Origin of the sequence: Catenuloplanes sp. NPDC051500, assembly GCF_044454585.1 — a bacterium.
Lineage (GTDB): Bacteria > Actinomycetota > Actinomycetes > Mycobacteriales > Micromonosporaceae > Catenuloplanes.
In genome coordinates, this window is the sequence record NZ_JBITDX010000045.1 from 20,513 (window position 1) to 33,003 (window position 12,491).

Sequence of the window (12,491 nt, forward strand, 5' to 3'; positions counted from 1 at the left end):
CGCCATTTACCATGCGGCGGTGCTTCTCCTCGGGAAACGGCTCGTCCTCGGCGACAGAAGATGGGACCTCGTCGCACTGGCGAGCTTCCTGCTGTTCGCGTTCGTCCTGACCCTGCCGCTCTGGCGTGACCTGGACCACGCCGTGCCGGAGGCGAACCAGAACGACCACGCGCAGTTCGAGTTCGTGCTGGCCCGCGCCGCCAAACTGGTCTCCGGCGGCGGCGGTGACTGGCTGCTCACAGGTGACATGAACGCGCCGCTCGGTGTGAACATGATGGCGAACACCGCGGTGCTCGGCCTCGGCATCCCGCTGGCCCCGGTGACGCTGCTGGCCGGCCCGGCCGCCACGTTCGCCCTGCTGGTCCTGCTCGGCATGGCGCTCACCGCGTACGGCTGGTACTGGGTCTTCTCCCGCCGCCTGGTCGAGTCGCGTCTCGCGGCCGCGATCGGCGGCGCGTTCTGCGGCTTCGCGCCCGGCGTCGTCACGCACACCCAGGGCCATCCGAACTGGGTCGCGTTGTTCCTGCTCCCGTTCGTGGTGCACCTGCTCTTCGCACCGGCCTCGAACCGGTACGCGGGCGTGCTGCTCGGCCTGATCATGTCCTACCAGGTCTTCATCAACGAGGAGTCGCTCTTCTTCACAGGCCTCGGCAGCGCGATCTTCGGCACGCTCTACGCGTTGCTGCGCTGGAACGAGGTGGACAAGGCCCGGTTCTTCACGAACCTCGGCATCGCGGCCGCGATCACAGGTGTGGTCGCGGCGTACCCGCTGTGGGTGCAGTTCACCGGGCCCGGCAGCTATCACGGCGTGCCGGAGTTCACCACCAGCTACGGCAACGACCTGGCCTCGTTCTTCTCGTTCTCCACCCACTCGCTTGGCGGATCATTCTCCCCGTTCGGCAACATCGCGGCGAACCGTACGGAGGAGAACGCGTTCTTCGGCGTACCCCTGGTGATCCTGTTCCTGGCTCTTGCGGTGATCTTCCGGAAGCGGCCTGTCGCGCTCGCCGCCTCGTGCACAGCCGTCGTCTTCGCCGTGCTCTCGATCGGCCGGGACATAATCATCAACGGGTACGGCGACGTCACCGCGCCCGGCCCCTGGGAGCCGTTCGCGCACCTCCCGCTCTTCGACTCCGTGGTGCCCACCCGGCTGGTGCTTGTGGCGATCCCGTGCGTCGGCCTGCTGCTTGCGCTCGCGGTCGAGCGCTCGCGGACGGTGCTGCTGCCGCTGGTCCTGGCCGCGCTGCTGCCGATCGTGCCGCTGCCGATGGACACGAAGCAGATCCCGCCGATTCCTGCCTACATCACCGGGCACGAGTACCGCGCGCAGCTGACCGACGGCGGCAGCATGCTCGTCGTGCCGGGGCCCTGGACGGACACCACGAACCTGCGCTGGGCCGCCCGCTCCGGCCTGGAGTTCCCGCTTGCGCTCGGCTACTTCATCGGGCCCGGCCCGGAGGAGGACGGGCGCGGCATCTTCGGCCCGCAGAAGCGCCCCACCCACCTGCTGATCGCGGACGTGACAGCGACCGGCGTGACGCCGGTGCCGACCGCGGAGCAGCGGGCCGCGTTCGCCGCGGACCTGGCGTTCTGGCAGACGTCGGTGATCGTGGTGCCGGCCGAGCACCAGAATCGCGAGGCCGTGAAGATGCTGCTCGCGGACCTGACCGGCCGGCCGCCGACCGAGATCGGCGGCGTGACGGTCTGGGACATCGCGCGTTAGGAGGAGGTCCAGGACCGCCACAGCGCGGCGTACGACCCGTCCGCCGCCATCAGCTCGTCGTGCGACCCGATCTCCACGATCCGGCCGCCCTCCACCACCGCGACCCGGTCCGCGTCATGCGCGGAGAAGAGCCGGTGCGCGATCGCCACCACGGTCCGCCCGGCCAGCACCGCGGCAAGCGACCGCTCAAGCGACCGGGCCGCGCGCGGATCGAGAAGCGACGTCGCCTCGTCGAGCACAAGCGTGTGCGGATCCGCGAGGACCAGCCGGGCCAGCGCCAGCTGCTGCGCCTGCGCGGGCGTCAGCGTGTGCCCGCCCTCGCCGACCACCGTCTCCAGCCCGTCCGGCAGCTCGGTCGCCCAGCCCAGCGCGTCCACGGCCGCGAGCGCGCCACGAATCTCCTCATCAGACGCGGAAGGCCTGGCCAGCACCAGGTTGAAGCGCAGCGTGCCGACGAAGACGTGGTGCTCCTGGGTGACAAGCGCGACCTCGCCGCGCAGCCGGTCCGGCGGCAGCGAGGACAGCGGCACGCCGCCGACCGTGAGCGCGCCGGAGTCCGGCAGGTGCACGCCGGCCAGCAGCCGCCCGAGCGTGGACTTGCCGGCGCCGGACGGGCCGACCACCGCGAGCCGCTCGCCCGGTGCGATGTCGAGCGAGACGCCGTAAAGCACCGGGCGGCCCGGCAGATATCCGAACGTCACGTCCCGCAGCCGGATCCCGTTGCCGTGCGGCGCCGGCCCGCCCGCCTCCACGGTGGCAACCTCGCCGACGCCGATCACCCGGGCCAGCGCGGCCTGCCCCTCCTGCAGCTCCTCAAGCCAGGACAGCACCTGGTCGACCGGGTTGACAAGCTGCTGCATGTAGAGCACGGCAGTGACCACGGTGCCGAGCGCCAGCCAGCCGTTGACGTAGTACAGGCCGCCGAGCAGCAGCGTCGCGGCGACCGGCAGCACGTACGCGGTGTCCGCCACCGGGTACCAGACCGTGCGCAGGAACAGCGTGTACCGCTCGGCCCGGTACGACCCGCGGATGTCCTCGTCGGTCTGCCGTCGCCGGCGCTCGTGCAGCCGCAGCGCGTCCACGGTCCGGGCGCCCTCCACGGTCTCGGCCAGCCCTTCGGTGATCCGCGCATAGGCCGCGCGTTCCCGCAGGTAGCCGTCGGCGGCGCGGCGCAGGTACCAGCGGGTCACCGGCCAGAGCAGCGGCGCGGCAAGCAGCGGCGCGGCCAGGAACAGCGGCGACACCAGCAGCAGCGCCGCGACGAGCAGCACGATGGTGATCAGCGCGGTGAGGATCTCCGGCGCCGCCCACTGCACGCTGTAGGCAAGCGACGCCACGTCCCGGGTGGTGCGGGTGAGCAGGTCGCCGGTGCCGGCCCGCTCCACGGTCCCGATCGGCACGGACAGCACCCGGTCGACGAACTCCTCGCGCAGCTCGGCAAGCACCCGCTCGCCGAGCCGCGCGGACGCGTACCGCGCCAGGTACACCAGCCCGGCCTGCACGATCACGGCGCCGACAAGCAGCAACGCGACCCGGTCGAGCGCGCCGGCCGTGCCGCCGGTGCGGATGATCTCGATCAACTCGCCGAGCAGCCGGGGCGCGGCCAGCCCGCAGAGCGCGCCGAGCCCGTGCAGCGAGAGCATCAGGCCGAGCGCGCGTGGGTGCCGGCGGAACAGGCCGCGCACGTACCGCCGGACCTCGTGGGGTGTCGCGATCGGAAGGATCATGACTCCTGCCTCAGGACGGTGGCCGCGTACCGGGGCTCGCTTGTGAGCAGCTCGCGGTGGGCACCCTCCGCGATGACCTTGCCGTCCTCCACGTAGGCGACGTGGTCCGCGTGCGCGAGCATCAGCGGACTTGTCGTGCAGACCACTGTGGCGCGCCCGGCGCGGGCCGGTCCGAGACGGGCCGCGATCCGGGCCTCGGTGTGCGCGTCGACAGCGCTTGTCGGCTCCACAAGGATCAGGATCTCCGGGTCCGCGAGCAGCGCGCGGACCAGCCGCAGTCGTTGCTGCTGCCCGCCGGAGAACTCCCGCCCGCGCGCCGCGATCTCGGTGTCCAGGCCGCCCGGCAGCGCGTCCACGATGTCCCCGGCCGCGGCCGTCTCCAGCGCGGCGGCGATCCGGTTGTCCCCCGGTGCGCCGCCGAGCGACTCCCGCAGCACGCCGGCGAACAGCCGCGCGTTGTTCTCCGCGAGCAGCACCCGGGACCGCAGCAGATCAAGATCAAGATCACGCAGGGGTACGCCGTCCAGCCGCGCCTCCGAGTCGGTGAACCGGGCCAGCCGCTCCGCGATCGCCGCCGCGTCCGCCGGGTCGGCCGCCGCGATCGCGGTCAGTGCACCGGGGCGCACAAGCAGGCCGGAGCGCGGATCCGCGAGCACCGCCGCGTGCCGGGGCATCGGCGCGGGCCGCACCGGTGAGGCCGGATCGGGCTCCAGGTCGAGCAGTCGCACCACGCGCCGCGCGGCGACGATCGCCACCGCGAACTTGTCGGCCGCCTCGGTGAGGTTGCGCAGCAGCGGTACCAGGAACGCGGTGTAACCGTAGAACGCGACGAGCTGGCCGGTGGTGAGGTCGCCGGCCAGCACGAGCCGCGCGCCGAGCCAGGTGACAAGCGCCAGGAACAGGCCGGGCAGCACCACCTGGGTCGCCTCCAGCACGGCCCCGAGCTGCCCGATCCGTACCCCCGCGGTCCTCAGCTCCTGTGACTGCGTGCGGTAGCCGCCGGAGAAGAGCGACTCGCCGCCGACGGCGCGCAGCACGCGTAGGCCGGTGACAATGTCGGCGGCCCGGGTGGTGAGACTGCCCTGACGCGTGCGGTAGACCTCCTGGCGGAGTTGGAGCGGGCGGAGCAGCAGCGCGACGGCGCCGAGCAGAATCGGCACGCCTACCAGCACGACCAGGCCGAGCCGGGTGGACGTGCCAAGCATGATCACGGTGATCACCACGACCGCGGCGGCGGCGCCGGCGGCCCGGTCCACGATCTCGGTCGCGGCGCCGAGCTGCTCGATGTCCGAGGTGCCGACGCTTACCACCTCGCCGCTTGACACCCGGCGGGGCAACGCCGCACCGATCCGGGCGGACTGCCGCACGGTGAGCTGCACCGTCCCGTACGCGGTGTCGAGCCAGTTGTGCGCGCCGTACCGGTGCCGGAGGATCCCGGTCGCGGCCTGCACCATGCCGAGCCCGAGCACTGCCGCGGACCAGACGGCGAGCGCGCCCGGGTCGCGCCCGGTGATGCCGCGGTCGACCGCGGTGCCGATCAGCGCGGGGGCGAGCGCGGCCGAGCACATCCAGACGACGCTGAGCACCAGGGAGACGGCCAGTTTCGCGCGGACCCGGCGGACCATCCACCACAGCAGGCGACGCGCCGACCGGTGGTCGGCGACTCCGGGGTCGGTCCGCGGCAGGTCACGCATAGTAACGAAACGGTACTGTGTGCGCACCCGGCGGATCCACCGGTTTTTATGCCCGGCAGCTGATCTCCATGCCGTCGCCGACCGGGAACTCCACGCTCACGTAGCCCGTGGCGGGGTCCCGGACGTACTCCAGATACGGCGCCATGCTCGGGAAGCTGACGTCGTCTGCCACCACGAGCGCGCCCGGCGCCAGCCTGTCCTCAAGCAGCCGCAGCACAGGCAGGCACAGGTCCTTCCAGCCGTCGAGCAGCAGCAGGCCGATCGGGCCGGGAACGTCCGCAAGGGTGGCCAGCGCGTCCCCGGCCAGCACTGTCACCGCCTCGTGCAGGCCGGCCTCGGCCAGGTTCGCCCGGGCGGCCGCCACCTTCACCTCGCTGAGCTCCGTGGTCACCACGTGCCCGGCGCCGTTGTCGGCCACGGCCGCGGCCAGGTAGAGCGTCGAGATGCCGAACGACGTGCCGAACTCGACGACCCGCTCCGGCCGGGCGGCCCGGACCAGCGAGTAGAGCAGGTCGCCGCCGCTCGCGGAGATCGGCATGTAGACCCCGGCCAGCAGGTCGGCCCGCTCCTGGGCCGGCGAGCCGGCGAAGTCGCGGCCGGAGGGCCAGGGTGACGGCCGGTCCTCGTCGAGGTCGGCGGCGGCGTGCAGGCGGTCGAGGACGGAGCGCACACGAGGTGCTCGCAGTGAGTTCATGCGAGCTAGAGTGGACGCAACGTTGCGTCTAGTCAAGCCGCCTTATTCTCGGGCATGAGAAAAGAGCACGGCATCAGCGTTGGAAAGCACGGCGCTGGTTCTGGAAAGCCAGAGGAGAACGACCGGGTGACGGCGCATCGGGGCAACCGGCACGGCCGCAGTGAACAGGCACGTCGGAGCGTGCTTGAGGCGGCCGACGATCTGCTTGTCGAGCGCGGGTACGCCCAGCTCACCATCGAGGGCATCGCGGCCCGCGCGGGCGTGGCGAAACAGACGATCTACCGCTGGTGGCAGTCCAAGACGGACGTGCTGATGGACGCGTTCACGACCGACGCCCGCGAGGCGCTGCTCCCGCCGGACACCGGCGAGGTCGTCACCGACCTGCGGCTGCACCTACGCGGCCTGGCGATCTTCCTGACCGAGAACGACGCCGGCGCGGTCTTCCGCGCGCTGCACGGCGAGGCGCAGCACGACGCGGTGCTTGCCGAGCGGCTTCGCGTCGCACACCTGACCCGGCAGCGCGCGCTGAACCGGGAACCACTCGAACGCGCGGTGGCCCGCGGCGAGCTGCCGGACGGCCTGGACCTGGACCTGCTCGCCGACACACTTGTCGGGCCGATCTACTACCGGGTGCTCGTCACAGGCGACCCGGTCGGCGCCGACTTCACCGACGGGCTTGTCGATGCGGCACTGCGCGGCCTGACGCCCTAGCCGAGCGGGTCCGCGAGCAACTGGGTGAAGGCCAGTTCCGCGGCGCCGATCAGCGCCGCGTCCTCGCCCAGCTTCGGCGTGCGCAGCCGCAGCAGCTCGCGGCTGGCCGGCAGCGCCAGCGAGTTGAGCCGCGACCGCACCTGCGCGGCCGTGGTCAGGTAGAGGTTCCGCAGCGTACCGCCGAAGATGACCATCTCCGGGTTGAAGATGTTGACCAGGTTCGCCACGCCGAGGCCGAGCCACTCGCCGATCTGCCGTAGCGCCTCGTGGCTGCCCGGATCGCCGCGCATCGCCGCGATCAGCTGGTGCGCGGGGATCCGGCCGCTGCCGTCCGTGCCAAGCGCACGCAGCAGCGCCTCCTCCCCGATCTCCGACTCCCAGCAGCCACGCGCGCCGCAGCTGCTGCAGGTCCGGCCGCCCGGGTGGACGATCATGTGGCCGACCTCGCCGGCGTACCCGCCGTGGCCGGTGATCAGGGTGCCGTGCGCGATGATCCCGGCGCCGATCCCGACCTCGCCGTGCAGGTAGATGACGTCCTCGGTGTCGACGGCCACGCCGCGCAGGTGCTCGGCCATCAGCGCTAGGTTCGCGTGGTTGCCGACCTTGACCGTGTGGTCGCCGCCAAGCGCCTCGGCCAGCGGCTCGGAGAGCGGCTCGTCCACCCACCCGGCCTTCGGCGTGAGCCGGACCAGCCCGTCGTGGCGGCGGACCATGCCGGCCACCGCCACACCCACGCCCACGTACCGGCCGCCCTCCGGCGCCGCGTGCTGCATCTCCTTGACGAAGGCGGAGAGCGGGCCGACCACCTCGGAGACGCGCAGGTCACGAGGCCGGTCGTAGACGCGCTCGTCAAGCACCTCGCCGCCGAGCCCGACCCGGGCCGCGCGCAGTCGGTCGACCTCGATGCTCAGCGCGTACGCGTACACCCGCCCCGACTCCGGCAGCACGACAAGCGACGGCCGCCCGGCTCGGCGTGCACCGCGCGGCGCCTCCTCGCGGACCAGGCCGGCCGCGGTCAGATCCGCGGTGAGTGCCCCGATCGTGCTGCGGTTGAGCCCGAGCCGAGTGGTCAGCTCCGCGCGCGAGATCGGTCCGTGCACGTGCACGTACCGCAGCAGCGCCCCGAGGTTCTGCCGGCGGACCTCGTCCTGGCTGGGTGCGGCGCGCATCAGTCTGCATTCTCCATGGGCATCTATCGGTTGCCGGTGGCCGCCGCACGACGCCGGGACAGCGCATCGATGCTGGCTGCGGCAAGGAGCACTGCGCCGGTCCAGGCGAACTTCGCGCCCGCGCTCGCGTTCATCAGGCCCATGCCGTTATCGATGACCGCGACCACCGCGCCGCCGAGCACCGCGTCGATCACCCGGCCCTTGCCGCCGAACAGGCTGGTCCCGCCGATGACGGCGGCGCCGACCGCGTAGAGCAGCACGTTGCTGCCGCCGGTGTTCGCGTCCACCGAGTTCGCCCGGGAGGCCGCGACCACGCCGCCGATCGCGGCCATGAACGAGCAGATCACGAAGACCGAGATGCGGATCCGGTCGATGTTGATGCCGGCCCGGCGCGCGGCCTCGCGATTGCCGCCGACCGCGTAGACGTGCCGGCCGTACGCGGTCCGGTGCAGCACGAACGTCAGCACCACAAGCAGCACCACGATGATCGGCACCACGATCGGCACGCCCTTGAGCGAGGTGATCAGCACGTTCCGGCTGCGCTCCAGGTTGAGCACGTAGACGGCCGCGCCGACGATCAGGACCAGCGCGGCGATCCGGGCGAGCACCACCCCGAGCGGGTCGCTGACCAGGCCGCGCGCGTGCCGGGTGCGCCACTGCCGGAGCTGGATCGCGGCGAACGCCAGCACACCCAGCAGGAACAGCGCCCAGCCCAGCGCGGGCGGCACGTTCTTGTTCGAGATCGCGACCAGCACCTCGTCGCGGACCGGCACGTTGGTGCCACCCTTGATCAGGATCAGCCCGATGCCCTGGAACGCCAGGAACGCGGCCAGCGTGACCACGAACGACGGGATGCCGACCTTCGCGACCATGAAGCCGATGGCCAGCCCGATCACCAGGCCGGTGACCAGCGCGGTGAGCGTGGCGGCGTACCACGGCCAGTCCTGGTAGGTCAGCAGCACCGCGAGCACCGACGCGCAGACGCCGCTGGCGTACCCGGCGGAGAGGTCGATCTCGCCAAGCAGCAGCACGAAGACCAGGCCCATCGCGATGATGGTGACGGCCGCGCCCTGGGTGAACAGGTTCGCGAAGTTGCCGGCGCTGAAGAACGCTGGCCGCATCGCGCCGAAGAAGACGCAGAGCGCGATCAGCCCGAGCACGGCCGGCAGCGAGCCGATGTCGCCGCCGCGCACCCGGCTCACGTAGTCGCGCACGTGGCGGTTGACGGTCAGCGGCTCGGTCTTCTCCAGCATGGCGGTCATCGCGGCACCCCGTTCTCCGCCAGGCCGAGGTTGCCGCTGCGCCCCGCCGTGATCAGCTCGACGATCTGCGAGTGCGTCACGTCGGTGGTCTTCACCTGCGCCGCCATCCTCCCCAGGTAGAGCGTGGCGATCCGGTCCGAGATGGCGAACACGTCGTTCATGTTGTGCGAGATCAGCACGACCGCCAGCCCGCGGTCCGCGAGCCTGCGGACCAGCTCAAGCACCTGCGCGGTCTGTGCCACGCCGAGCGCGGCAGTGGGCTCGTCCAGGATGACGACCTTGCTGTTCCAGAGCACGGCCTTGGCGATCGCCACCGTCTGCCGCTGGCCGCCGGAGAGGCTTGAGACGTGCTGGCGCAGCGACTTGACCGTCCGCACAGAGAGGCTCGCCAGCGTCTCGGCCGCCAGCTGCTCCATGGTCGGCTCGTCCAGCACCAGCCCGCTGCGGCGCTCCCGGCCGAGGAACATGTTCTGCACGATGTCGAGGTTGTCGCAGAGCGCGAGGTCCTGGTAGACGACCTCCAGCCCGAGCGTGGCAGCGTCCCGCGGGCTGTTGACCGAGACCGGCCGGCCCTCGAAGAGGATCTGCCCCGAGTCGATGGTGTAGATACCGCTGATGCACTTGACGAGCGTCGACTTGCCCGCGCCGTTGTCGCCGACGAGCGCGGTGACCTCGCCGGGGTAGACGGCGAAGGTGACGTCGCGCAGGACCTGGACCGGGCCGAAGCCCTTGTCTATCCCGCGCAGTTCCAGCAGGGGTGTCGCGGACACATCTCTCCTCGCGCGTCGAACGGCTCAACGTCCGGGTGCCGCCCGGGATTGTGACATCCCGGGCGGCACCGGCCGGCTCGTGCCCTGAGCCGGTTACAAAGGTCTAGCTGACTCCGGCTTCCGCGCACTTCGCCTGGTAGGCCTCGGTGCACAGCGCCGCCTTGGTCACGTAGCCGTCGGCGACCACGTCCTTGACCGAGTCGAAGAAGATCGTCTTCGGCGTGAGCAGCACGGACGGGACGTCGCGGCCGCTCTCCGGATCGGTGACCCTGCCCGGCACGCTCTTACGCTCGGCCTTGGAGAGCGCGATGGCCAGTTCGGCCGCCGCGTCCGCCTCCTGCTTGACCGCCTTGTAGACGGTCATGCACTGGTCGCCGGCGAGGATGTTCTGCAACGCCTGCACGTCCGCGTCCTGGCCGGTGACCGGCACCTTGCCGTTCAGCCCGTTCTTCTTGAGCGTGGTGATGACCGCGTTGCCGAGCCCGTCGTTCGCAGCGAGTACGCCGTCGATCTTGTTGCCGGTCTGCGTCAGCATCTGCTCGAAGATGGTGCTTGCGGTCGTATTGTTCCAGGCCGGGACGGGTTCCTGCGGGCCCTTGACGTAGGTGCCGTTCGCGTAGAGCGGGTTGAGCACCGACTCGTAGCCCTCTTTGAACAGCGTGGCGTTGTTGTCGGTGGGGGAGCCGTGCAACTCTGCGACGACCGGCTTCTCCGCCTTCAGGTCGGTGAGGCACTTCTGCAGGCCTTCGCCTTGCAGCTTGCCCACCTGCACGTTGTCGAAGCTGACGTAATATTCCGCGCTGCCGCCAAGCGTGAGCCGGTCGTAGTCGATGGTCGCGACGCCCTGGTTCTTCGCCTTGTCAAGCACGGCCTTGCCGGTGCCGGAGTCCAGGTTGACGATCATGAGAACCGTGGCGCCATTGGTGATCTGCTGGTCGGCGATGGTCTGGAACGCGTTCTTGTCGCCCTGTGCGTTCTGAATGTCGTAAGCGACGCCCGCCGCCTTGAACGCCGCCTCCAGATACCTGCGGTCCGCGGTCTCCCAGCGGTTCGACGAGGCGCTGTCCGGGAGAATTACGGCGATCTTGGCAGCTCGGCTCTCCCCGCCGCCGCTCGAGTCGCCGCCGCACGCGGTGAGCGCGCCCGCGGCGAGGCCGGCCGCGGCCAGCGTGGTCAGGACTCTGCGCATTGTGCAAGGTCCTTTCGGTGAAGTGGAGCTCCCTGCGATGTCTCGACGTTTGTTGTGCCCGGCAACATATTTCGCCTGTTGCGCACCACGCAAGCCCTCATTTTGTTCAGGGGTATAACAATTCCGCAACGCGCCCGAAATGCCCAGGAAACCAAGATCAAAATCATCCGTGGGTACGCCCGGGGCGCGTGATCGAGACCGGCCGTGCGCGGCGCCGGCGCCGCTCAGCTTATCTGGATCTTGATACTAGGGTGACCGGGTCATACGTCGCAGACGTGCACAAACGCGCTTCGCCGATCTGGATGCGGATGCGAATGTGGATGCCGGTCTGGATGCAACGAGACGCCGGCGGCGGACGCTTCATGAAGGCGCAGTCAAGATCCGTGAGCGGAATGGGCCGAGTGGCATCGGGTGCCGGTCGGGACCGGACCTACGTTCTTTCTGCCATGGTCCAGCGCGGTACAAGCCCCACGAGTCCGGGCCTTCCCGTCGTGGTCATGAGTGTCCGGCTCGCGCGTGGCCCGTCGTATGTGGCCCTGGCGCGTGCGTGCGTGCGGGTGGCGGCGATCGTCGGGATCGTGCTGCAGGCGGCCCTGTTGCGTGCGTGGGCGGGGTGGTGAGGTGGCGGCGCGGGTGACGTGTCGGCGGCGGCCGGCGTGCGTGTGAGGTGGCGGCGCGGGTGACGTGTCGGCGGCGGCCGGCGTGCGTGGGCGGGTGGTGAGGTAGCGGCGCGGGTGACGTATCAGCGGCGGCCGGGCGTCGCGAGTGCGGGCTTGGCGCTCGCAAGATCAAGCATCGAAGCCGGAGACTCGTGGTGCGCCGGTCGGTCGAGGCGCTTCGGGGTCGTCGGGGCCCGGCTTCACAAGGCCAGGCGACGCTTGGCTTTACAAGGCCAGGCGGCACCACATTCGGCACGTCAGGACACAGCCCGCCTGCGGCGGTTCTCCGGCGAACTCAAGATCCTTGCGTCTCTGGCGGCCCTTTCGAGCCTCGAATAAGGGCCGCCAGAGACGCAAGGATCTTGACTCCCGCGCACTGGACGTGGACGTAATTGGGCAGGATTTCCACCTGCCAGTTCCCCGACTCTGGACGGTATTCGCGCGCGAATGACCGCGCCGCGTGCTGCACACCCGACATGTCACCATAAACAGCCCCGAGTGGTTCGCGTCTGCGGTTGCCCCGAGTGGTTCGCGTCTGCGGTTGCCCTGAGCGGCTCGCGTCTGCGATTGCCCCCGAGCGGCTCGCGTCTCCGGTTGACTCCGAGCGGGTTCCCGCCTGTGGTCCCGGCTGGCGTTTCCGCCTGCGTTGCCAGCGTGCGGTCCCGGCTTGCGTTCCCGGCATGTGTTCCCGGCTTGCGTCTCCGGCTTGCGGTCCCGGCTTGCGTTTCCGCCTACGTTTCCGCCTGCGGTCCCGGCTTGCGGTCCCGGCCCGAGGCGCTGGCCTACGGCCTAAGGCGCGGAGCCTGTCAGGATGTCTGTGTAACCATCCTTTTGCCCCTATAAGACCATTGTAGACGTGATGCGGCCTGGGAATGCGATTTCGAAGGCGCCGA

Annotated in this window: 9 protein-coding genes; 2 read left to right on the forward strand and 7 right to left on the reverse strand. The window is 70.6% G+C overall.

Annotation, left to right across the window (positions count from 1 at the left end):
* Positions 1–19 precede the first annotated feature (19 nt).
* Positions 20–1,723, forward strand: coding sequence for a hypothetical protein (locus ACIA8K_RS40520; protein WP_396068827.1), 1,704 nt, complete (start codon positions 20–22; stop codon positions 1,721–1,723).
* Here ACIA8K_RS40520 and ACIA8K_RS40525 read toward each other — a convergent pair.
* The 3 genes from ACIA8K_RS40525 to ACIA8K_RS40535 are packed head-to-tail and all read right to left on the reverse strand — an operon-like array spanning position 1,720 to position 5,838.
* Positions 1,720–3,450 (reverse strand): ABC transporter ATP-binding protein, encoded by a 1,731-nt coding sequence (locus ACIA8K_RS40525; RefSeq protein ID WP_396068828.1) that lies wholly within the window; start codon positions 3,448–3,450, stop codon positions 1,720–1,722. The genes ACIA8K_RS40520 and ACIA8K_RS40525 overlap by 4 nt on opposite strands.
* Entirely contained in the window at positions 3,447–5,144 is a 1,698-nt protein-coding gene (locus ACIA8K_RS40530; protein WP_396068829.1) for an ABC transporter transmembrane domain-containing protein, read from the reverse strand. Before ACIA8K_RS40530 ends, ACIA8K_RS40525 begins: the two co-directional genes overlap by 4 nt.
* Positions 5,145–5,190: 46 nt before the next feature.
* Positions 5,191–5,838 carry an O-methyltransferase gene (locus ACIA8K_RS40535; protein ID WP_396068830.1) on the reverse strand — a complete coding sequence of 216 codons (648 nt, stop codon included), beginning with the start codon at positions 5,836–5,838 and terminating at the stop codon, positions 5,191–5,193.
* 126 nt (positions 5,839–5,964) lie between these two features.
* On the opposite strand from ACIA8K_RS40535, the gene ACIA8K_RS40540 reads away from it, so the two are divergent.
* On the forward strand, positions 5,965–6,549 hold the full coding sequence (locus tag ACIA8K_RS40540) for a TetR/AcrR family transcriptional regulator (protein WP_396068831.1): 585 nt from the start codon (positions 5,965–5,967) through the stop codon (positions 6,547–6,549).
* Here the strand turns inward: ACIA8K_RS40540 and ACIA8K_RS40545 are convergent.
* From ACIA8K_RS40545 to ACIA8K_RS40560, 4 genes are all read right to left on the reverse strand, one after another.
* Positions 6,546–7,718: an ROK family protein gene (locus ACIA8K_RS40545; protein ID WP_396068832.1), complete on the reverse strand. Its 1,173-nt coding sequence runs from the start codon at positions 7,716–7,718 to the stop codon at positions 6,546–6,548. The genes ACIA8K_RS40540 and ACIA8K_RS40545 overlap by 4 nt on opposite strands.
* Before the next feature lie 23 nt (positions 7,719–7,741).
* A complete protein-coding gene (locus tag ACIA8K_RS40550; RefSeq protein ID WP_396068833.1) occupies positions 7,742–8,980 on the reverse strand; it encodes a sugar ABC transporter permease in 1,239 nt (412 codons plus the stop codon).
* Positions 8,977–9,750 carry an ATP-binding cassette domain-containing protein gene (locus tag ACIA8K_RS40555; protein WP_396068834.1) on the reverse strand — a complete coding sequence of 258 codons (774 nt, stop codon included), beginning with the start codon at positions 9,748–9,750 and terminating at the stop codon, positions 8,977–8,979. The genes ACIA8K_RS40550 and ACIA8K_RS40555 overlap by 4 nt, the downstream gene beginning before the upstream one ends.
* A gap of 103 nt (positions 9,751–9,853) precedes the next feature.
* Positions 9,854–10,939: a sugar ABC transporter substrate-binding protein gene (locus ACIA8K_RS40560; protein ID WP_396068835.1), complete on the reverse strand. Its 1,086-nt coding sequence runs from the start codon at positions 10,937–10,939 to the stop codon at positions 9,854–9,856.
* Positions 10,940–12,491: the final 1,552 nt, after the last annotated feature.